Genomic DNA, 22,664 nt, shown 5'->3' on the forward strand with positions numbered 1-22,664 from the left:
ATGTGAATCGGGCCTCTCCGAAGAACAACTCCGAAAGGCCCGATCCGTTATCTGTTACTTCTTGTAAAACTCGTCGTAAGCCGCCTGTTTCCCTTCCATGACAGCTTTGCCGCCCATGGCCATGTATTCCTCGACCTTCTGGTCATAGACCTTGTCGAATTGATCCGGTTTGGCCGTGACGATCTTCGCGAGCATTTCTTTTTCGAAATCCTCCAGAATTTTGGCATATTTGATCTCGGCATCCACCGCGATATCTACGCGAGGCAGGGTATACCCGTCATTCGTTCCGACTTGGATGCTCTTGACGGTGAAATCTTTGAAGTCGGGATCGAAGGCGTTGGCGGCAATGTTCTTGTTTGGATCCTCGGTGGAAATGTATTTGCCGTTCAGGATGATGCAGTAATCGTAATAGTTGTACAGCAGGTTCTGAGCTTCCGGCGTATTCAGCAGCACCGGCAGCCCGTCTTCGCTCATTTCGTACGAGACGCCTTCCTCGCCGTTTTGCAGCACGAGAATGTTGCTTGGGTCAGCCATCCAGTTCAAATATTTCACAGCCGCCTCTGCGTTTTTGCTTGTTGCCGGAACCATGATGTATGCGCCAATCGGGTCATACACCGGCTTTGGATGCTTCCCGTCCGGGGTAGAGAACGGATCGATCGCCTCCAGTACCGCGTCCGGATTGTTCGCTTTCAGGTTGGCATAGTACCCGTTATAAACCGGTTCATTGGTGTTTGGCGTGCCTGCCCCGGCAATGCTGTTCACAACCTGTTGGGCAAAAGCTTGGCTGAAGTCGTCGCTGAGCGCGAAGTCCGGATCGATCAGTCCTTCATTGTACATCTGGTTGAGCAGCCGGTAACCGTCCTTACTCCCCGGTTGCAGCCATCTCGGAACCGAGTACAGATCTCTATCCGTGATTTCATCCCATTTCCAGAAGGAATTGACCAACGGCATCATATGGAACACGTCGATGTAGCTGTAGGGGATGACCTTGCCACCCGTCTTGCCGGGATCCTTCTCTTTAAAAGCACGCATGGCATTCACAAATTCCTCCGTCGTTTGCGGAAGCGGAAGGTTCAGTTGATCGAGCCAGTCCTTGCGAATGAAGGTCGTGCTTTGGGCTTGAATCACGCGCAGTGCCGGGATGACGTATTGCTTCCCGTCAAATACGCCGTAGGGCAGGGAAGGCTCCAGCACCTTCTTCAAATTGGGGCCGTATTGATCGATGAGCGGTCCCAGGTCGGTTAAGCCTCCGCTTTTTACATAGTTTTGCACGGTAGGCTTGCTGTACGTGAACACAATGTCCGGAGCAGAGCCTGAGGCCATCAGGACGTTCAGCTTATCGACCTCTTCGGCGCGCGGCACCGTCACGAATTCAACGTCGATGTTGTTCGGGTCGCCAAAGCTTTTCTGGATATACTGGGTCATGAAGTTATCCGTAATTGGCGGTTCCCCAGCCGGCGTATTGTTCCGGTCAAACAGCTCCACCTTTAAGGTAATGCGTTCCCCCTTCGGTGCGGATTCCTTGGCATTGTTCGTAGCTGTGGTGTTCCCGCCGCTGTCCTTTCCGTTTCCGCTGGATGAGCTGTTGCTTCCTCCGCCGCCGCAGCCCGCCAAAGCGAAGCTTGCGGCCATGACCAGCGCCACTAAGGCGAACATCGAGGAGCGAAATGGTTTGCGCATGGTGTTGCCTCCCTTTTGATTTGGTTTAAATATAGTGACCTTCGGTATCGAGACCGAAGAGCAGCTATCAACATCGGGCTGCTTCCCGCCAGGCTAGGGCCTATCCTTTAATGGCCCCCTGCAGCATGCCGGAAATGAAATATTTCTGCAGCCAGGGGTAGACCAGCAAAATCGGCACGGTAGCAAACATAATGCTGGCTGACTGAATGCCTTGGGGAATCGGCGTCGCGGCGTTAAAGCCTTCCTGCGCCGTGGCATCGTTCACCTGGCTGTTGATGACCATCTGATAAAGTTTGAGCTGGAGCGGGTACAAATTTTTATCGTTGATGTAAAACAAAGCGTCCTGAAACATGTTCCAACGGTCCACGGCCGAATAAAGCCCGATGGTCGCAAGGATCGGCAACTGAAGCGGCAGCACGACCTGGAGCAGAAAGCGGAAATGGCCGCAGCCATCCATCCAGGCTGAATCCTCCAGCTCATGAGGAACGCCGGAGAAGGAAGTTCTCATAATGATCAGCAGGAACGCATTAATCATCAGGGGCAAAATGAGCGACAGTGGCGAATTGAGCAGGCCCAGCTCTTTGATCAGCAAGTAATTGGGGATAATCCCCGGGTTAAAAAACATCGTGACGATGATGAGCCCAAACATCACGTTCCGGCCTCTGAAGTTTCTGCGGCTTAACGCATACGCGGCCATAATGGTCATCACCAAAGCGACCGCGGTATAGACGACGACCAGAATCACCGTCAGCAACAGGGACCGCATCATGGAGATGTCCCCGAATACGGCGGAATAGGAATGGAAGTTCCAGTCGACCGGCCACAGGAACACCTCCCCGGACATAATGGCCCGGTTGCCGCTGAAGGATAAGGCAAAGATATGGATCATCGGCACGACGCAAAACAAGGCAAATAAACCGATGACCACGATGACGATCGTATCGATCACTTTATCAACCGGATTCCGGATCACGTGAGCTCCCTCCTTGGCTAGAAGATGCCTTGCTGGTTTACTTTTCGGGATATGAGTTCGGCCGTGAGCAGCAGAATCAGCCCGATGACCGATTGGAACAATCCCACGGCGGTTGCCAGCGCGAATTGCGCTGATTGAATGCCCACCGTGTACACATAGGTGCTGATCACCTGAGCGACATCCATGACGTAGCCGTTCTGCAGGGCATACGGCTGCTCGAAGCTGATATCCGCCATATGGCCGATTTGGATAATAAACAGCACCACGATCGTGGGCTTAATCCCGGGAAGCGTAATATGCCAGATTCGTCGCAGCCGACTGGCCCCATCTACTTCGGCGGCTTCATACAGCTCTTTATTGATGCTTGTAAGCGCTGCTAAATAAAGGATCGTTCCCCAGCCCGCATAGTGCCAAACCCCGGCTCCTGTGTAGGTCAGAATCCAAAGCACCGTGTCCTCGAGGAACGGAATCGGCCGGCCGCCGAGGCTCTTGATCAACTCGTTGACACTGCCCGTATTGGTCGCGAGTAATTGAAGCACCATCCCGCCGACAATGACCCAAGAGATGAAGTGGGGTAGATACAGCAAGGTTTGGCTTACGCGTTTGTACCAATGGACCCGCAGCTCGTTCAGCATAATCGCCAGGATGATCGGAACCGGGAACGTCAGCAGAGAGAAGACGTTTAACATCAAGGTGTTGCGCAGCGCCTTATAGAACTGCGGCATCCCAAAGATCTCGCGAAATACGTCCCATCCGACCCACTCGCTGGCCCAGATCCCCTGAAAAATGTTGTAGTCCTTGAAAGCAACTACGACGCCCGCCATTGGAATGTACTTAAATACGATAAAGAACGTCATCGGCAAGAGCATCAGCAGATACAATGGCCATTGCCGCTTGAAGGCCGCCATGCTGTTCCGTCGTTTAACGGGGAGCGGGGCACGGGCCTGCCTGACTTCCGTTTGCATCGGCATCCTCCTTTCGGGTGGTAAGTTCATGGCTTGGTTGCTGCTTACTATACAACAGGGGCGGATGGCAGGAAATTCTCCTTTTTTGGGGGCTTCTTCTCTTTTTCCTGCGGGGGTTTTCACCTTTTTTATATGACTATCCTTTGTTTATTCAGGGGGGGCGGAAGGAGGGTTAAGCGCCTAAAAAAATCATCCCAGAAAGGGATAACCCCTCTCTGGGATGATTGGATTTCTAAAGTGGCAGCAGCTTATGGTGTTCCGCCGTTTTGCATTTGATACGCTCGATGCTTCTCCTCGCGAACTTGCTGTCCGCCCATGGCGAGATACTCTGCGACCTCCTCGTCGTAAACGGTATCAAAGGCTTGCGGAGACGCCGTAATGACCTTTACGAAAATTTCGTCGTTCTTCTCATTTAAAGCAGCGGCATACCGAATTTCGGAAGGCAAAATCGCATGAATGCGCGGGGTTTCGATCCCGTCATTCATTCCGTACTCCACGCTCTTGCGCGTAAACTCTTCAAAGCGTTTGTTGGTCGCATTCGCTTTTAGATTCAAGCGTTCGTCCTGGCTGCTGACATATTTTCCATTTAAAATGATGCAGTAGTCAAAAAAATTAAATAACAATCGATTTACATCCTCGTTCTCCAGGGTTACCGGCACACCGTCCTCCATCCGGTAGGTCACGCCCTCCACGCCGTTCTGCAGCGTGATAATGTTCTCCGGCTGCGCCATCCAATTCAAATATTTAATCGCTGCTTCGGCGTTTTTGCTCGTTTTCGGAACCATGATGTACATGCCCGTGTTTTCCAGGATCGGCTTCCACTTCTTGCCGCTGGCGCTTGTGAAGGGATCGATTGGCGTTAGGATGGCATCGGGGTCGTTCTTTAACAGTTCAGCCAGATATCCCATATAAACCGGCTCATTCGTATTGGGGGATGCGGCTCCAACCCGGCCGTTCACCAGATCCTTCTGAAATTGCTGGGCGAATCGGTCCAAATGAAAATCGGGATCAATCAGCCCCTCGTGATACAGGCGGTTCAGGAACCGGAACGCCTCCTTGTTCCCGGGCATCGTCCAACCCGGCTCGGCGTATAAGTCCTCCTCGGTGATCTGGTCCCAATCCCAGAACGAGTATTGCAGCGGGGCGGTATGGTAATAATCGATTTGACCGTAAGGATAGATGACCTCTCCGGTCTTTTGCAACCGATTCTTTTTAAACATTTGGAGCGCCTGGTAAAACTCCTCCGTCGTCTCCGGCAGGGAGAGTCCGGCCTCCCGGAGCCAATCCTCCCGGATCAAGGTCGTCGTTCGGGCCGTCAACACCCGCCTTGCGGGAATTGCAAACTGTGTTCCTTGCCTCCGCCCATAACTCAACACCTCTTCCCCGAGGAGCTCCTTCAACCTTGAACCGTATTGGTCCAACAGAGGCGACAAATCGGTTAATTTCCCTTGGGTGTAGAAATTGTAGACGGTAGGCAGGTCATAGGTGAACACGATATCCGGCGCTTGATTTGCGGCCATTAACACCTGCAGCCTCCGGACTTCTTCCGCCCGGGGGACGGTGACAAATTCGATCTTGATCCGCTCCGGATTTCCGAAATGCTCCTGAATGTACTGCGTCATCGTATTATCGGTAATTGTGGGGGCGCCGATCGGTTTGTTGCTTCGCTCAAACAGCTCAATGCGAAGCGTTGTCCAGCCGTCATGATTGGCAGTGAATCCGTCCGAATCAAAATTTGGGAGAGGGCCGTCAGCCCAGCCCAACCGATCCGTATCCCCAAATCCGCTGCAGCCTGTCAGGACGCACAGAATAGCGATGACCGCCAGCTTCGATAACCACGACCTCAAAAGGGGCATGCGAACTCTCCTTCCTCGTTGGGAACACAGATTATAGATCTTTTACGTTGCACGGTACATATTGCGGTATTCCCCCGGCGGAATGTCCTGAAATTTCTTGAATGCGCGGTAGAAGGAATTCACGTTCTGATAACCGCTGTTGATCGCCACCGACTGGATCGAATCCTCCGTTTCCAGCAGGAGTTGCTTGGCTTGCTGCATCCGAACCTTCAAGACATAATCCACAAATTTCTCCCCAATTTCCTCTTTGAAAATAACGCTTAGCGCACTGGGCTGAAGGTTCAAATAGTCGCTGACCTGAACCAAGGAGAGACCCGGATCGGTGAAATGCGCATCGATGTAATGTTTGGCCTGCATCGCCAAGCTATGATGCCTGCGGGCTTGCCGGTCTTCCTCCACGCAGGCTTCGAACTGATTCATGAGGCTCATGAACTGTTCTTGAAATTCTGCCAGCGTCTCCGCCGTTTCGGTCAGGCTGGCGAACCGGTCTTGATAATCGCTTTTCCAGCGCGTTTGAATAGGGGAGGACATGGCCAATACAGCCTGTTCCATCCGTTTAAGGAACGCCTGTGCAAACTCCGCCATATCCCGCTTGCGAAACCGCATTTTACTCAGTTCACCAAAGACTTGGGTTAGTTTCTCCCGCCATTCGCTTTCATTCATGCGGAAGGACTGGGCGGCATAATCCAAAGCTTGCAGGTATGCATATCGGTCCAGATTCATAATGCCGGCGCTTTTCCGATTATCGATGATGGAATGGATGCCGAGTACCGTCTTCAGCTCCACATTCTCCACCGCGTTCCGATAGGAATCCGCGAGGGTATCAATCGAAGTCGAATCGGCCCCGATGCCGATCGTTAGTGTCAGCTCCAGATGCTGATGAATCCACTTTTTAAATTCCTCTGCATAAGTGGTGGTCGCCTGGGTATTGTGCGGATCGGCGGTGTGATGCACGACAAAGGCGATGCGATGCGGCTCCATCCAGGCATGCCAGACAAAGGCATGATGGCTTTGTCCCAGATCGCGGAAGGCGCTTTCAATAATAAACTTCAGCAAATGCTGGTCTTTGACCTTATATTTATCCGTAAACTCGGCGTATCGGTCCAGTTCGGCAACCATCACGCCTAACCGGTCATAGGGGGCGGACAGATTAAACTCGGCCAGCCGTTGCTGGAATTCTTCATCCGTAAGCACGAGATGCCCGGCTAACAGATCGTGAAACAGCCGCTGCTGCCGCAGCAAGCTGTCTTCCTTGTGCAGGTTCTCGTAGTCCAGCGACCGCTTCAAGAGATGGTCCAGCGCCATTTCGATGAAGGTGAACTCATTGTCCGCTCCTTTAATGCCCAATTCCTCGCTTTTTCGGTTCGAAAACTGGCTGACCTTTTCCATAATCGATTGAATCGGCTTGTAATGGATGTGGGTGATGATCGTAAACCCGATCAGCGCCAGCAGGATCAAGATGACCCAAATGACCATCCACGCGTTGGAGAAAAGGGACAACCAGTTGTAGCCTTGATCATGGACCCCCTCCGAAACATAGGTCCAGCCGGTATAATCAGACTGAACTTGAATCGGGTTCATCGTCGGCGCCTTGTCCGGGGATTCCGAAGCGGCAGCGGCATCAATTAATCGAACATGGTTGTAATCGCTTTCATCAAAAGAATTAAGATATTCCATAAAAGAGCGTTGATACACGTTGACCACAAGTGCCCCGCGCATATCGTCTCCGGTATAAACAAATTTCACCAAGGAGACCACCTGCTGCGCTTCCTCTCCTTGCGGCGAATAAGCGAAAGAGCGTGGATTAAACCAGCCTGCGGATTCCTTCCTGCCGTAGTTGGCTGTCAGGAAGTCTGCATCCCCAAACGCCCGCAGCGAATAGGACCCCAAATCCGAAATGATCCGTCGTTCGGCTTCATTGTAAATGTAAATGGTGTTGGCAAAAGGCAAAGTTAAGCTTAGGTCAATCAGTTTTTTCTGCAGCAAGAAGTCACCCAATGCATCTTGTGAGGCGTTCGCGAAGTAGTCCTGAATCTCGCCGTCCATCAACACCTTGCTGACGACGTTGCGCTCGATTAGCATGAGATTCGCATCCGCGTTAAAGACGATCCGATCGAGGATCGCCTTGTTGGTTTCCAAGTATTTTCGCTCGGAAGCGTTGTTGAGGGCTAAGAAAATCACGAAGATCATGGAAGAAATGATCACGAAGAGGATCGGAGCATAGGAAAGAATCGTACGGTAATACCAGTTCATTCGCATATCCAACTCTCCTAAACCGTTTCATTTATTATAAGAGATCCCATTCATGTTGTTAATTCACAATTTATTCGAAATTCTCATTTTTTATTTGGCGCAGGTTGCACACTTCGTCGAACATTTCTGCAAACCCGCGCCGCTGCGCGGTTCTGCGAGGGACAAGCCGGGAAAATTGTACGTTCAGCTACCCAGGAGTACCTATCCAAGCGAGGCGAACCTCGATATGCTTGGATTGAAGGGGCGCTCCATGCCGCTGGACAGAATGAAATGGCTATATAGATATAATGATGAAACGAAAAAAGCGGACGGCTCGGCCGTAAATGAGAGCGCTACCAATAAAGATGGGGGGGCATCCCATGCTTCGGCATTCCCGGGTTTTCCGCAGCTTTCTGATTTCGTATGTCGCTATCCTGCTCATTCCCTGCATCGGCGGGTATATCTCGTACCGGACTTCCATCTCGGTGACGGAGTCGATCTCCATCGAGAACAGCGTCATTCAGCTGGAGAGAAGCCAAGAGCTGCTCGAGCACCGGATGGCGGAAGTGGAGGGCATGACTCGGCAGCTGGCAATCAGCCAGGAGATTAACGCCCTGATGAACGACCGAGGTACGGAGAGGGATGTGTACGGCATCTGGAAGGCGATGCGCAACGTTCTGACGTTTGGGCAAACCAACGATTTTTTGCGTAACTATTTTATATATCTGGCGAACTATAACTTAATTATCACCTCCGGATCGTCTTACCGGCCGGAGCATTATTATGAGTATTTTCATTATGATAATCTGTCGTTTGAGGAATGGGAGCAGCAGGTGTTGGGCACAACCCACCGCAGCGAAATCAAACCGCTGACTCCGTTTAGCGAACGGGACATGAAAACTTCCGTGATCACCTACATGCAATCGCTGCCTCTGGATAGTTTTAACGATACCTCACCAGCGATCGTCGTTGTATTAATAGATCAGAAGACGATTGCCGGACTGTTATCCGGTTTAACGGAACAAAGCGGCGGGTGGGTTCATATCTACGATGCGGAGGGCAATACGATCTTCCTTCAGGGGGAAACGGTACCGGATATCGCCAAGCTGCACTCTGATCCGAAGTTTGACGAGAGCAAGACGAGCCAATTTTATGGCAGCGATCTCGTGATCACGACGCGATCCGATAAGAACGGCTGGGTTTACCAAGCCGGCATCCCACGAAGCACTCTCATGGAGAAACCCAACCAGATCAAACGGATCTCCTGGATGATTACGGGCGGCGCGATGTTAATCGGATTGCTGGTGGGCTTGTTCCTGGCTTACCGGAACAGTCTCCCCATCAACCGATTAATCGGCGTGATGAAGGAGCAGTTCGGTAAGGATGACGATACGGGGCACAACGAGTTTGACTTCCTAAGCGGGAACATTGCCGGCATGATTACGAAGAACAAACTGCTGGAGGCGGAGCTTCATCGCCAGCTTCCGCTGGTGCGCGACGCTTTCCTGAAGCGGCTGATTGCCGGGGAATTTGAATCGCGGGAGGAGATCGTCTCTGCGGCGGCGCAGGCCGACATTCCGCTCCGGCAAGGCGAAGGCTATGTTGGTATTTTGCAAATCAACGGATACGCCGGCATGGATACCGTAGAGGTGCTGAATGAGCTAAACGCCGCAAGGCTGCTGATGAAGCAGGCGATCACCGAGCTTGCAGGGCCGGTGCCGATGACCGATGTGGGGTCGGACAAAATCGTACTGCTGTTCTTCTGCGAAGCGGATCAGCTGCCAGGGCCGGCGGAGGAAGAGCGGATTACCACACTGATGGAGGAGCTTGCCCAGCATGTGTTCACCGAATACAAAATCTCGATGCAAGCCGGATTTGGCGAAGCCTTTGCCAGCGTCACGGAGGTCGGCCAATCCTTCGATCAGGCGAAGCAGGCCCTGGAATATGCGGTTTACTTGAACAAGAAAGGCATCCTGTGGAGCCATGAAACGCAAAGCACAAACACGACCTACTATTACCCCCTCGATACGGAGCATCGCCTGATCAGCACGATCCGGGCCGGGGAGCTGGAAGAAGCCCAGAAGATTATCGATTCGATCATCGCGCAGAATTTGGAGCAACGCGAGCTGTCGGTGGAAATGAAAAACCAGCTCGTCGGGGAAATCAAGGGGACGTTCCTCAAGCTGCTGGATCAGAAAATCTTCCTGGAATCCCCGTTGTTCGAGAGCGTCAAGCAGCGAATCATTGACATCAGCCCTACTGTGCCGCTGGAGACGATTCAGCAGGATATCCATGGGATTATGGAAGAATTGTGCGGTTTTATCGCCAAGAAGAAGAAGGATTCACACGCCCAGCTGATCAAACAGATCTATCAGTATACAGCCGAAGCCTATGCCGACCCGGACCTGACGCTATATCGGGTTGCGGAGTACGTGGAGCGGCCGGAGAAATACATCTCCCAGCTGTTTAAAGAAGTGACCGGGGTGAATTATTCCGATCATCTGATTAAAGTGCGGATGGACCAGGCCGCATTGCTGCTGAAGGAGAGCAACTATACCGTTGACGAAATCGCCGCCCGGGTGGGGTACAACAGCTCCCACTCGTTCCGGCGGGCATTCAAACGGTTAACGGGAGTTTCGCCCAGCGCTTACAGGCAGTCCTTTCAGGATTGATCGGGATCGGCCAGACGATTCATCCATGTTAAGTCCATAACGTACAACCGCCTAGCAGCGGCCGTACCTTCCGAATGAGGAAGGGGGCGGCCGCTGTTTTTTATTTGCGGAATCGTGGCTCCCGTACCGAAGGATGTTCCCTGAAAAACGGGAGAACTGTACGCCAAAAGACGGAAGTGTACCTGTTCAACGCCGCCAAACATGCCCTATGATCGACTCGAGAAGAAAACGCTATCATCCATCAAGGCGCTTACAAAACTTATAGGGGGAATTATTCTGGAAAAACAACTTGCTTTCCAACCGGATTACGTCCCGGACGCCAAGCGCAAGGCCAGTTACTGGCGTACCGCGCGCAGAAATATCAAGAAGCACTGGCAGCTGCATTTGCTGGTCATTCCTCCCATTTTGTTTTTTCTGATTTTTAAATACTACCCGATGCTGAATGCGGTGCTGGCGTTCAAGGACTACAACGTGATCAAAGGGATCTGGGGAAGTCCGTGGGTAGGGTTCAAGCATTTCCGACTGTTTTTTGAAAATCCGCAGTTTTGGACGCTGGTGAAGAACACGATTTTTCTCAGCGGGTATCTCATCCTCGCCGGATTTCCGATTCCGATTATTCTGGCGCTGATGATCAACGAAATTCGCGCCGGCCGCTTCAAGAAGTTCGTGCAGCTGGTTTCCTTTGCGCCGTATTTCATTTCGACGGTCGTCATGGTGTCGATGATTATGCTGTTTCTTGCGCCCCGGCTCGGCTTTGCCAATATCGCACTGAATTACTTCGGGTTTGAGTCCATCAATTTCCTGGGGGAACCGGGCATGTTCCGTTCGATTTATGTCTGGTCGGACATTTGGCAAACCGCGGGTTATAACGCCGTGATCTACTTGGCAGCTTTGGCGGGCGTCGATCCGACGTTGTACGAAGCGGCGAAGGTGGACGGGGCCTCGCGGTTCCAGAAAATTCGCCACGTCGACCTGCCGGGCATCGTACCGACCATCGTGATCATCCTGATCCTGAACGTCGGCAACGTCATGGCACTGGGCTTCGAGAAGGTGTACCTGCTGCAGAATCCGCTAAACCTGGTCAATTCCGAAATCATTGCAACCTACGTTTACCGGATCGGCCTGCTGAATGCCAACTACAGCTTCGCCACCGCGGTCGGCTTGTTTAATTCCATCATCAATCTCGTTCTGCTGCTGACCGTTAACGGTTTGGCCAAGCGGCTGACGAAGAGCAGCATCTGGTAGGAAAGGAGTTAGGGTATGGCAGCTACAGCAACCCCTAAGAGAAGAATCAAAGAATCGGCGGGAGACCGGATATTTATCGGCTTCATCTACGTGATCCTGACCCTGCTCGTCATCATTGTGCTTTATCCGCTCATCTATATCATCAGCAGCTCCATCAGCTCTCCGGCGGCCGTCACCTCGGGCCGGGTCTGGTTGTGGCCGGTGGACCTGTCGTTTAGAGGCTTTGAAGAGCTGTTCCGAAGAGGTGAGGTAATCACCGGCTATCTCAACTCGATCTTTTATACGACGGCCGGGACCCTCATCAGTGTCACGTTGACCATCATGATTGCTTATCCCTTGTCGCGCCGGTCGTTCTTCGGCCGGAACGCGCTAATGATGGTCATTACCTTTACGATGATTTTTAGCGGGGGCCTGATTCCCACCTATATGGTCGTGAAGGGGCTGGATCTGATCGATACGCGCTGGGCCCTTTTGATCCCGAATGCGATATGGGTATGGCAGGTGATCATCGCCCGTTCGTTTTTCCAGACTTCTATTCCCGAGGAGCTGCTGGAAGCGAGTGAAATCGACGGCTGCAGCGATTTGAGGTTCATCTGGAGCGTCGTACTGCCGCTGTCCAAACCCATCATTGCCGTGCTCGTGCTAATGTATGCGGTTGGGCAGTGGAACGCTTATTTCGATGCGTTGATTTACTTGAAATCGGCAGACCTGTTCCCGCTGCAGCTCATCTTGCGAAGCATCATTATCCAGAACAACAGCGGCAGCAACATGGATGCGATCGCCATGGTCGAGAAGCAGCAACTGGCTGAGTTGCTGAAATACTCACTGATTGTGGTGGCTACGCTGCCGGTATTGATTATTTATCCGTTCGTGCAGCGCTATTTTGTTCAGGGGATGCTGGTCGGTTCGGTGAAAGGCTGATCCTTGCACCTCCGAAAGTGGCAGTTGCGCCTGAAGGCGGCTGACTTCATGATAGAAGGAGGTGATGCTCTCGATAGGCACCAAGAGAGTTGCAGAAGGGAAGCGAATGACATCTATACAAAAAGGGAGCGATCAAATTTGAAAAAAATCCTGCTTAGCATGTTCATGCTGGTTCTAGCGATTACGCTGGTCCTCAGCGGCTGTTCGGGTAAAAATACAGAGAGCTCGAACAGCGCCCAAGGCAACGGCTCGCCCGGCGGCGCCGAATCTTCGAAGCCGGTGGAAATCAGCGTTTTCGCGGTTCAGGAATCGGGCATCGATATTCCGACCAACAAATTTACGAAGTATATGGAAGAGAAGTTTAACATTAAATTTAATTGGCAGATTAACCCCTCTGACGGCGCGAAGGAGAAACGCCAAATCTCGCTGGCGAGCGGCGACTATCCGGAAGCCTATCTGCTGACCCATTACATCGATGAGTTCTCCCAAGCGGACGTACTTAAATACGGACAGCAAGGGGTGTTCATTCCGCTGAATGATTTGATTGATAAATACGCCCCTAACATTAAGAAAGCCATGGAAGAAACGCCGGAAATGAAAGCGCTGTATACCGCCCCGGACGGAAACATCTACGGACTTGGCGCTTACACGGAGTGCTTCCACTGCTCTTATCCGAATAAACTGTGGGTGAATACCGAGTGGCTGAAGAAGCTGAACCTGGAGGAGCCTAAAACAACGGAAGAATTCAAAGCCATGCTGCAGGCGTTCAAAACGCAAGATCCAAACGGCAACGGCAAAGCCGACGAAGTGCCGCTCAGCGGTTCCATAGAAGATTTCGGCGTACGTATCGTGCCGTATCTGATGAACGCCTTCGTTTATGATGATGACCGTAACTACTTGAACCTGGAAAATGGGAAAGTGGTCTCGGCAGCGATCAAGCCGGAATGGAGAGAAGGTCTGGCTTACATCAAATCGCTGTATGATGAAGGGCTGATTGATCCGGGGGCCTTTACGCAAAACGCCGAAGCCTACAAGAAAATCGGGGAAAATGCGGATGCGGAAATTCTCGGTGCTGGCGCAGGGATGCATCCCGCGATTTTCGTCAACATCGATCCGGGCAACACCCGTTCCGCGCACTATAACCCGCTGGCGCCTTTGACCGGACCAAACGGGGTTTCGTACGCCACGCATGATAACGGCGGCGTCACCTCGGGAGCCAAGTTCGTCATCACAAACAAGGCGAGCGAAGAAGTTCAAATCGCATTAATCAAAGCGATCGACTACTTGTACACGCCGGAAGGGCAAACCAATGCCGCTTCCGGGTTGAAAGGCATCGACTGGACCGATCCGGAGCCTGGGGATAAGGCGCTGGGTGAAGGCGTAACCCCGATGGTCAAACAAATTCCGATGAAGGAAGGCGAAGCGCCGCGTAACGCAGGCTGGAGCGGTATGGGCCATTTCTACATGCCGAAGGAATACCGCGACACCTGGGTGCAAGGTGAAGATATCTATGCTTCGGACGGGTATGAACGCAGATTGTACAACGCCTCGCTGCTCTATCAGGGACATGAACCGAAGGAGATCTTCCCAATCTGGGCAATCTGGATTGATCCAAGCGTGATCGACGAAGCCAGCATGCTGCAAACGAACCTGAAAAATTACATCGAGCAAAGCCAGCTGCAGTTCATCACTGGCAACAAGGATCTGGACAAGGATTGGGACGCTTATGTGAAAGGTCTGAAGGATCTGAAGCTGGACCGCTATCTGGAGATCTTGCAGAAGGCTTATGATCAGTTGGCGAAATAATTGGATCCCCTCATGTCGCATGATCGCGGCTTGAATCCAGGCCGGCCTGTTGGGCCGGCGTTCCTTTTTTCTAGCTCAAAAGGGGCGTTTTCCGGCATTTTTCTTCCAAAACAGCGATAGATGGAGAGGAGCAGATGTGTTATGTTGGGCGAAGATAGGATAACGCCAGGACTAGCTTCTGAACACATGTTGGGTACGCTCCGTTCGGAGGTACCCGTGGAGGATGAACCACCTGTGACTGTGATCTCCTTAGGTTATTATGGGGCCCGGCCGGATACGCAAGAGGATACGCAGCCAGCCATGCAGATGGCGTTGGAGGAAGCCGCGCGAACGGAAGGGCCGGTTGTGCTGGAGGTGCCTTATGGCCGATATCATTTTTACCCGCAATCGGCGATCCGAGCTCCTTATCATGTCACCAATACAGCAAGTGAAGAGGAGCATTTCGATATCACGAAAACGATAGGGATACTGCTGAAAGAACAAAAGCGGTTGACCATTAGGGGGAACGGGTCCCTGTTCTTGTTCCACGGCAAGCAGACGATGCTGTTGATCGACGGCAGCGCAAATATCGTCATCCATGACCTTCACTTTGATTACGCCGTACCGACAGTGACGGAGATGACCGTGGTGCATTGCGAGCCTGAAGCGTGTTGGATGGAGGCGGTGGTGCATCCGGATTCGAGGTATGACATTCAGGAAGGCCGGCTGGCATGGGTTGGCGAGGGCTGGCGCTTTCAGTCCGGACCCATGCAGCTATGTGACCCGGCCGAAAATACAACCTGGCGGGTGGACAACTGGCTGGAGCAGGCGACGACCTCTGCGGAGGAAGTTGGCCCTGGACGGGTAAGGTTTTATTTTGACCGCACCATCCCTGAGGGGCTGGCCCCCGGCCGCGTGGTTCAGATGCGGGATGGAATCCGCGATCAAGTGGGGGTCCTTGTCCATGAAAGTGCGGATATCACGTTCTCCGGCTGCGGGTTTCATTTTATGCATGGGCTTGGGATGGTGGGGCAATTCAGCGAAAACCTCGTTTTCGAGCGTTTGGACCTGTCGCCACGGGCCGAAAGCTGCCGGACGGTGGCCGGCTTTGCGGATTTCATCCATGTGTCGGGCTGCCGGGGGCGAGTGGCAATCCGGAATTGCCGGTTTGCCGGCGCGCATGACGATGCGATCAACGTCCACGGGACATACTTGCGAATCGTCGGCCGTCCGGCGCCCAATCAGCTGCTGGTGAGGTTTATGCATCCTCAAACGTATGGGATATCCGCCTTCCGCGCCGGAGACGAGGTCGGCTTCGTTCATGCGGATACGCTGGTGACCTATGGAAGCGGCAGGGTGAGCGACGTTCTTCGGTTAAACCCCCGCGAGCTGCTGATTACGCTGGAGCAGCCTGCCCCGAGGGAGATGAGGGCGCAAGATGTGGTCGAGAACATCACCTGGTCCCCGGAGGTGGAGATCACGGGCAACCACTTCGCCCGTATTCCGACGCGCGGGGTGCTGGCTTCCACGCGGCGGCGAACCGTAATTCGCGGCAACGTATTTGAAAGAATCCGGATGAGTGCCATTCTTGTTGCTGCTGATGCGCATTCCTGGTACGAGTCGGGTGCGGTAGAGGAGATGGTCATCGAGGACAATCGATTGATCGATTGCGGCGGTGAAGCGCATGCGGTGATCACCATTGCGCCGGAGAATCGGGAGGTGCACCCGGAGAGATCGGTTCATCGCGGGATTGCCATCGTGAACAATCGTTTCGAATCGGTGCGCGGCTTGCTGCTGTCCGCGCGCTGCTTACAGGATTTGGTGTTTCAAGGGAACACGATATCGCTGGCGTTCTCTGGGGGAATCGACCAAGGAAGTGCTATCCGGCTGGAGGCGTGCCCGGATGCGGTGATCGCGGAGAATGTATTCCTCGGCGGTGACGAGCAGGCGAGAGAAACTAAGATCTGGTAGGGGAGGAAGAAAAGATGGAGCGAAACACAAAGCTGCAGTACGACAGGCCGGCCACGGTCTGGACCGAAGCGCTGCCGGTCGGAAACGGGCGCCTTGGCGCGATGATTTACGGCGGGGTGGAACGGGAAACGATCAGTCTGAACGAAGATACTTTATGGTCCGGGTATCCGCGTGATTGGAACAATCCCTCCGCCCGGCAGGTATTGCCTGAGGTGCGGAAGCTGGTCCGGGAAGGCCGTTATGAGGAGGCGGATCAACTGGGACGTCAAATGCTGGGGCCGTACACGGAATCCTATTTGCCGTTTGGCGATTTACAGCTGACGTTCGAGCACGGGGCCGCCTGCCGGAGTTACCGGCGCACGCTGGATCTGGCGGACGCCATCCACGTGACGGAATACACCGTCGGGAAAGTGAGCTATAAGCGCGAAATCTTCGCATCCCATCCCGATCGGATCATCGCCATGCGGCTGACGTGCAGCCAGCCGGGAGCACTTGCTTTTCATGCACGGCTCGACAGTCCGCTCCGCCATATTGCCGCCGTGGAAGACGGGATATTCGTGATGCGGGGGACAGCGCCGGAACGGGTGGAGCCGAACTACGTGAACGCGGATCGCCCGATCCGCTACGGCGATCCGGCCGTCTCCCCGGCGATGGCCTTTGAGGGGCGGCTGGCGGTAACGGAAACCGACGGCCGGGTCAGCGTCGACGGGGACGGTATCCGCGTTCTGGACGCCACGGAGGCCGTATTGTATTTCAGCGCCGCGACGAGCTTTGACCGGTTCGACCAAATCCCCGGGGCGGGGCGACCGGAATCGGTACCGGCGGACGTGGCGGCGGCTCGGGCCAGAGCGGACTTGACTGGTGCATTAGCCAACCGGTACCTGGAGATTCGGGCCCGGCATATCGAGGACTACCAAGCCCTGTTTAGCCGCGTCAGCTTGCGGTTAGGGGAGACGGCGGCCCCGGAAGGGTTGGACACGGAGCGGCGGATCGTAGAATACGGGGCCGCTGATCCGGGGCTGGTTGAGCTGCTGTTCCATTACGGCCGGTATTTGCTGATCGCCAGCTCCCGGCCTGGCACGCAGGCGGCTAACCTGCAGGGAATCTGGAATGCGATGACTCGGCCGCCGTGGAGCAGCAACTGGACGCTAAATATCAACGCGGAAATGAACTATTGGCCGGCCGAGGTGTGTAACCTGGCGGAATGCCACTGGCCGCTGCTGGAGATGATCGGCAACCTGGCCGAGAATGGGGCCAAAACGGCCGCCGTCAACTACGGTACCCGGGGGTGGGTCGCCCATCACAACTCGGACATCTGGGGTCAAACCGCACCCGTGGGCGATTTCGGCGGCGGCGATCCGGTCTGGGCGCTGTGGCCGATGGGCGGTGTCTGGTTGACCCAACATCTATGGGAGCATTACGTCTTTGGCGGGGACGTCGCATATTTACATGATTTTGCATACCCCATCTTGAAGGATGCTGCCTTGTTTGCTCTGGATTGGCTCATTGAAGACGAATCGGGCCATCTCGTAACTTCGCCTTCGACTTCGCCGGAGCATAAATTCCGTACGGCGAATGGAGTTGCAGCGATTAGTGAAGGATCGACGATGGACCTGTCGCTCATCTGGGAGCTGTTTACGAACTGCATCGAAGCGGCAGGTGTGCTTGGCATTGACGAGGCGTTTCGTGAGGAACTGCGGCAGGCCCGTGAGCGACTCTTGCCGCTGCAGGTTGGGAAGTATGGACAGCTGCAGGAGTGGAGCCGGGATTTCGAGGACGAGGATGTCCACCATCGGCACACGTCCCATCTGGTGGGCGTCTATCCTGGCCGCCAGCTCTCGGCAGAGGAGACGCCGGAGCTGTTCGCCGCAGCGCGGCAAGTGCTGGAGCGGCGGGGCGATGAAAGCACCGGCTGGAGCCTGGGCTGGAGGGTCGCCCTGTGGAGCCGGTTCGGCGACGGCGATCGGGCGCTGCGTCTGCTCGGCAATATGCTGCGGCTGGTGAAGGACGGCGAAACGGAGCGCTATAACCACGGCGGCGTATACGCCAGCCTGTTGGGCGCGCATCCGCCGTTCCAGATTGACGGCAACTTTGCCGCTTCGGCGGGCATCGCCGAGATGCTGCTGCAGTCGCACCTCCCTGCGCTGGTGCTGCTGCCCGCTCTGCCGCAGGCCTGGCCGGACGGCGAGGTCCGCGGCCTTCGTGCCCGCGGCGGCTTCGAGGTAAGCCTGCGCTGGGCGAACGGCAAGCTGACCGAGGCGGAGATCGTGTCGACGCTGGGCCATGCCTGCCGCGTTCGCGTGGGGCTCAGCGGGGGCGAGCCGCTGACCGTATACCACGGTGGCGTGGAGGTAGCCGTGGAACGGATCGCGGAAGGCGATATCCGATTTGAGACGGAAGCCGGGGAAACGTATCGGCTGGTCCCGGATGACCGGACGTCCTCCGGCAAGGTGGAGGGAAGGCAATGAAGGTGAACGCAGCGGAGCTTGGCGCAACCAAGCTCTGGTATGACAAGCCGGCTGCGGGTTGGTCGGAGGGCCTGCCCGTGGGCAACGGACGGATCGGCGCCATCGTCATGGCCGCGCCGGAGCGCGAGGTCTGGAACCTGACCGAGTCGACCTACTGGTCCGGCCAAGCGGATGAGACGGCATCCGCGGCGTCCGGAGGCAAAGCGGCGCTGGCCGCGATCCGCGAGCGGCTGTTCGCCGGCGACTACGCGGGCGGCGACCGGCTGGCGAAGCAAGCGCTGCAGCCGCCGAAGCGGAATTTTGGCACCCATCTGGCGATGTGCGATGTGGTGATCGAATTCGCTCCGTCCGGCGAACCCAGCGAGACCGAGACCGGGGCAGTCAACGGAGCGTGCTCCCCTTTCCGACGCGAGTTGGACTTGTCGACGGCCCTGCTGACGACAACTTCCGGCCAGCCCGGATCAACGCTGGTGCGCGAGCTGTTCGCTTCTCATGCTGACGATGTTCTCGTCTCGCGGATCTGGAGCGAAGCGGCGGGCGGCGTCTCGTTTACGCTTGGCCTTGCGGGACTGACGCCCGAGTTTGAGGTTTCGGCGTCCGGTATGGCCGCGCTGGAATTCCGCGGCAAGGCAACGGAGACGGTGCATAGCGACGGGGCTTGCGGCGTCCGGTGCCGCGGCCGCATCGAGCTCGACACCCGGGGCGGCAGCCTTTATGTTCAGAACGACCGACTGGTGGTCCGCGGCGCGGACGAAGCATGCATTTATCTGACCGTCGCCACGGATTACCGCTGCGAGTCGAGGTCATGGGAGCTGGCGCCCCGATTACAGGCTTCCTTGGCGTTATCTAAGGGTTACGATCAGCTAAAAGCAGATCATTTGGCCGATTACGAGCCGTTGTTCCGGCGGGTGTCCATCGAGCTGGGTCCGTCCGAAGAAGCGGCGAAACTGCCAACGGACCAGCGGATTCGCCTGCTGCGGCAAGGCTATAGCGATCCCCAGCTGTTCGCATTGTTCTTGCAATACGGCCGGTATTTGACGCTGGCCGGTTCGCGGGAGGATTCGCCGCTGCCCTTGCATTTGCAAGGCATTTGGAATGACGGCGAGGCATGCCGCATGGGCTGGAGCTGTGATTACCACCTCGACGTGAACACGGAGATGAACTATTATCCGACCGAGGTGGTACATCTTGGCGAGAGCCAGCAGCCTTTGACGCGTTATCTGGAGGATTTGGCCCGCGCTGGCCAAAAGACAGCTCGCGATGTATACGGTTCGCCGGGATGGGTGGCCCATGTCTTTTCCAATGTGTGGGGGTTTACCGATCCGGGCTGGGATACTTCATGGGGACTTAACGTAACTGGCGGGCTATGGCTGGCCATGCAAATGATTGAGCATTACCGGTTCGGGTTGGACCGTGTATTCCTGGAGAAGCAGGCGTATCCGGTGCTGCGCGAGGCGGCGTTGTTTTTCCTCGATTACATGACGGTGCATCCCAAATACGGCTGGCTGGTGACGGGGCCGTCGAATTCCCCGGAGAACCACTTCTACCCGGGGCGTCCGGAGGAAGGATGCTGGCAGTTGTCGATGGGCTCCACGATGGATCAGGCACTCGTACGGGAGCTGTTTACGTTCTGTTTGGAAGCGGCGGAGCTGCTGGAGGAGGATGTGGAGCTGCGCTCACGCCTGAGCTCTGCAATCCCGCTGCTGCCCCCGCTGCAGATCGGCAAAAAGGGACAGCTGCAAGAATGGCTCGAGGACTACGAGGAAGCACAGCCGGAGCATCGCCATTTGTCACACCTGTTTGCGCTGTACCCGGCGCATCAGATCACGCCGGAGGAGACGCCGGAGCTGGCAGCCGCAGCCCGGGTGACGCTGGAAAACCGCATGCAGCAGGATGAACTGGAGGATATCGAGTTTACGGCGGCGTTGTTTGGGTTGTTTTTTGCCCGGTTGTATAATGGGGACCGCGCTTTGAAGCATATTTCCCACCTGATTGGGGAGCTGTGCTTCGACAATTTGCTCAGCTATTCTAAGGCGGGGATCGCCGGGGCAGAGACGAACATTTTTGTCATCGACGGTAACTTTGGCGGTACGGCGGCGATTGCGGAAATGCTGCTGCAAAGCCGGCCGGGCGGCAACATCCGCCTTCTTCCGGCGCTTCCGGCGGCTTGGCCGACGGGACGGGTGACGGGACTGCGGGCGAAGGGCAACGCCGAGGTTGATCTCGCTTGGGAAGCGGGCCGGTTGAGCAGCGCAGTCGTGCGCACGTATTCCCCGGGTACGTTTACCTTAAGTCTTGGCGACCGCCGCGTAACCTTTGAGGCCAAAGCTGGCGGGGAGTATCGGTTTGATGGGGCGTTGACGCTTCAAAACGGATAGCTCTGGCTCTGCAACACAATCGGGGTCAATTCGGAAACGGAAAGCGGCTTTTCCTCCCGTGGCCTGCATGATATAGTTACACCATAAGCAAGCCTATGAGGGGGAAGGGTCGTGTACCGTAAGCTGGTAGCGTATTGTTTGTCCAAAAAAGGGGCCGTCGAGGAGTATCCTTTTGGCCCGGAGACGACGGTCATCAAGGTCGGGGGCAAAATGTTCGCCTTGCTGCCTGTCACGGCCGACGATGAGACCGCGAGCATCTCGCTAAAATGCGATCCCGTGATCGCCGCCAATCTCCGGGAGCAGCATGAATGCGTGAAGCCGGGGTATCATCTGAATAAAAAGCACTGGAATACGGTCACCGTGGACGGCAGCTTGTCGATGGACGAATTGCGGGCCATGATCGACCACTCGTACGATCTGGTGCTTGGCGGTTTGACGAAAGCCGCCCGCGAGGCGGTCCTGATGCGCATCGGCAAGTAATGTCGGCGCAGGAAGGCTTCGGCCGCTCCGGGGCTTATCCCTTCGGAATACGGCGGTATTCGGTTGGGGAGTACCCCATGATTTTCTTAAATAATCGCGAAAAATAATACGGGTCGGACAAGCCGACCGCACCGGCGATCTCTTTGACGCTTAAGCCGGTGAGGTCAAGGAGCTGTCCGGCCCGTTGCATTTTCAGCCGCAGAAAATATTCGATTGGCGGAAGCCCCGCCTCCCGGTTAAACAAGTAGACGAGATGCTGCTTGGACAGCCCAACCTGCTTCGCCAGTTCGGACAGCGTGAGGCTCTCTGTCAGCCGCTCGGTCATGTAGCGGACCGCTTCATCGAAATAGCGTTCGCGTTTGCGGTCCTGCGCCGACCGTTCGGCGCTGAGCCCGATGCTGCTAAGCAAGTGGCGCATGGTCTGGGCGACATGGATCTGCACGGGCAGAGAGTAGTGCTTGTCATGAAGCAGGCGGTAACACTGCTCAAAATGCTCCAACAGCTGGGCATGTACGCTCAGCGGCAGCCGGACAGGGCCGCCCTGGTCCAGGCCGTAGGTGTGAATCAACGCGTTGGTATCCTCGCCCTGCAGGTGAAACCAGTAGATACTCCAGGGTTTATCGGTCGAAGCCCCATATCGGTGCGGCTTATGCGCCGGGATCACTGCCAGCTGGCGCTCGGTCAGCGGGTAGCTTTGTTGCATTTTGCTCGCCGTCGTTCCTGAGCGGTCTGGTCTGCCATCCGTGGGTTCCTCGCTCCATTCCACCCATCCTTCGCCTTCCACACAATAGATGAAGATATGAGCGTCCGCCCCTTCCGGGCGCTCCCGATAATGATGCCGGGCATTCGGGAAAAAACCGATGTCGCTGACGAACAGCGGCCGAGTCAACGTGGAGTTGTTCAGTTCTTTCAGCATATAGTCCGGTTGAACGAACAGCTTTTGCGCCTCAAAACCGTCCGGCTTGCGAATTTGATGATCCACAGAAACGCCTCCTCATAAGAATATAGTCCATCATTCCCCGTATTTCGTCAATTGGA

At 55.2% G+C, this 22,664-nt stretch carries 14 protein-coding genes; 8 read left to right on the forward strand and 6 right to left on the reverse strand.

The features are described from left to right. Window positions 1-54: 54 nt before the first annotated feature. The 5 genes from NSQ80_RS01900 to NSQ80_RS01920 form a co-directional block, all read right to left on the reverse strand. Window positions 55-1,680: an extracellular solute-binding protein gene (locus tag NSQ80_RS01900; protein ID WP_009223833.1), complete on the reverse strand. Its 1,626-nt coding sequence runs from the start codon at window positions 1,678-1,680 to the stop codon at window positions 55-57. Window positions 1,681-1,780: 100 nt separating this feature from the next. After that, window positions 1,781-2,653 carry a carbohydrate ABC transporter permease gene (locus NSQ80_RS01905; protein WP_009223834.1) on the reverse strand — a complete coding sequence of 291 codons (873 nt, stop codon included), beginning with the start codon at window positions 2,651-2,653 and terminating at the stop codon, window positions 1,781-1,783. A gap of 17 nt (window positions 2,654-2,670) precedes the next feature. After that, window positions 2,671-3,618: an ABC transporter permease subunit gene (locus NSQ80_RS01910; RefSeq protein ID WP_009223835.1), complete on the reverse strand. Its 948-nt coding sequence runs from the start codon at window positions 3,616-3,618 to the stop codon at window positions 2,671-2,673. A gap of 248 nt (window positions 3,619-3,866) precedes the next feature. Beyond that, window positions 3,867-5,474, reverse strand: coding sequence for an extracellular solute-binding protein (locus NSQ80_RS01915; RefSeq protein WP_323078696.1), 1,608 nt, complete (start codon window positions 5,472-5,474; stop codon window positions 3,867-3,869). A 42-nt stretch (window positions 5,475-5,516) separates the two neighbouring features. Further along, window positions 5,517-7,733, reverse strand: coding sequence for a helix-turn-helix domain-containing protein (locus NSQ80_RS01920; protein ID WP_339301127.1), 2,217 nt, complete (start codon window positions 7,731-7,733; stop codon window positions 5,517-5,519). Window positions 7,734-8,086: 353 nt separating this feature from the next. On the opposite strand from NSQ80_RS01920, the gene NSQ80_RS01925 reads away from it, so the two are divergent. The 8 genes from NSQ80_RS01925 (at window position 8,087) to NSQ80_RS01960 (ending at window position 21,626) form a co-directional block, all read left to right on the forward strand. Continuing rightward, window positions 8,087-10,378 (forward strand): helix-turn-helix domain-containing protein, encoded by a 2,292-nt coding sequence (locus NSQ80_RS01925; protein ID WP_339301128.1) that lies wholly within the window; start codon window positions 8,087-8,089, stop codon window positions 10,376-10,378. A 201-nt stretch (window positions 10,379-10,579) separates the two neighbouring features. Beyond that, entirely contained in the window at window positions 10,580-11,623 is a 1,044-nt protein-coding gene (locus tag NSQ80_RS01930) for an ABC transporter permease subunit (protein WP_323078701.1), read from the forward strand. A 15-nt stretch (window positions 11,624-11,638) separates the two neighbouring features. Further along, window positions 11,639-12,544, forward strand: coding sequence for a carbohydrate ABC transporter permease (locus NSQ80_RS01935; RefSeq protein WP_323078702.1), 906 nt, complete (start codon window positions 11,639-11,641; stop codon window positions 12,542-12,544). Between the two features lie 138 nt (window positions 12,545-12,682). Then, window positions 12,683-14,350 carry an ABC transporter substrate-binding protein gene (locus NSQ80_RS01940; protein WP_339301130.1) on the forward strand — a complete coding sequence of 556 codons (1,668 nt, stop codon included), beginning with the start codon at window positions 12,683-12,685 and terminating at the stop codon, window positions 14,348-14,350. A gap of 234 nt (window positions 14,351-14,584) precedes the next feature. Next, complete coding sequence (locus NSQ80_RS01945; RefSeq protein ID WP_339301132.1) at window positions 14,585-16,300, forward strand: right-handed parallel beta-helix repeat-containing protein; 1,716 nt, start codon at window positions 14,585-14,587, stop codon at window positions 16,298-16,300. A gap of 14 nt (window positions 16,301-16,314) precedes the next feature. Continuing rightward, entirely contained in the window at window positions 16,315-18,768 is a 2,454-nt protein-coding gene (locus NSQ80_RS01950; RefSeq protein ID WP_323078707.1) for a glycoside hydrolase family 95 protein, read from the forward strand. Then, on the forward strand, window positions 18,765-21,146 hold the full coding sequence (locus NSQ80_RS01955) for a glycoside hydrolase family 95 protein (protein WP_339301134.1): 2,382 nt from the start codon (window positions 18,765-18,767) through the stop codon (window positions 21,144-21,146). The genes NSQ80_RS01950 and NSQ80_RS01955 overlap by 4 nt, the downstream gene beginning before the upstream one ends. 111 nt (window positions 21,147-21,257) lie before the next feature. Then, a complete protein-coding gene (locus NSQ80_RS01960) occupies window positions 21,258-21,626 on the forward strand; it encodes an MmcQ/YjbR family DNA-binding protein (protein ID WP_009223843.1) in 369 nt (122 codons plus the stop codon). Window positions 21,627-21,660: 34 nt separating this feature from the next. On the opposite strand, the gene NSQ80_RS01965 is transcribed toward NSQ80_RS01960, so the two are convergent. Next, complete coding sequence (locus NSQ80_RS01965; protein WP_323078711.1) at window positions 21,661-22,608, reverse strand: AraC family transcriptional regulator; 948 nt, start codon at window positions 22,606-22,608, stop codon at window positions 21,661-21,663. Window positions 22,609-22,664 lie beyond the last annotated feature (56 nt).

Origin of the sequence: Paenibacillus sp. FSL K6-2441 (genome assembly GCF_037964765.1) — a bacterium.
GTDB lineage: Bacteria > Bacillota > Bacilli > Paenibacillales > Paenibacillaceae > Fontibacillus > Fontibacillus phoenicis.

What these genes read in the sequence shown, in the direction of transcription:
- NSQ80_RS01900 (WP_009223833.1), bottom strand. Translation starts at nt 1,680, where the DNA reads ATGCGCAAACCATTTCGCTCCTCGATGTTCGCCTTAGTGGCGCTGGTC.
- NSQ80_RS01910 (WP_009223835.1), bottom strand. Translation starts at nt 3,618, where the DNA reads ATGCAAACGGAAGTCAGGCAGGCCCGTGCCCCGCTCCCCGTTAAACGA.
- NSQ80_RS01915 (WP_323078696.1), bottom strand. Translation starts at nt 5,474, where the DNA reads ATGCCCCTTTTGAGGTCGTGGTTATCGAAGCTGGCGGTCATCGCTATT.
- NSQ80_RS01920 (WP_339301127.1), bottom strand. Translation starts at nt 7,733, where the DNA reads ATGCGAATGAACTGGTATTACCGTACGATTCTTTCCTATGCTCCGATC.
- NSQ80_RS01925 (WP_339301128.1), top strand. Translation starts at nt 8,087, where the DNA reads ATGCTTCGGCATTCCCGGGTTTTCCGCAGCTTTCTGATTTCGTATGTC.
- NSQ80_RS01930 (WP_323078701.1), top strand. Translation starts at nt 10,580, where the DNA reads ATGCCCTATGATCGACTCGAGAAGAAAACGCTATCATCCATCAAGGCG.
- NSQ80_RS01935 (WP_323078702.1), top strand. Translation starts at nt 11,639, where the DNA reads ATGGCAGCTACAGCAACCCCTAAGAGAAGAATCAAAGAATCGGCGGGA.
- NSQ80_RS01950 (WP_323078707.1), top strand. Translation starts at nt 16,315, where the DNA reads ATGGAGCGAAACACAAAGCTGCAGTACGACAGGCCGGCCACGGTCTGG.
- NSQ80_RS01955 (WP_339301134.1), top strand. Translation starts at nt 18,765, where the DNA reads ATGAAGGTGAACGCAGCGGAGCTTGGCGCAACCAAGCTCTGGTATGAC.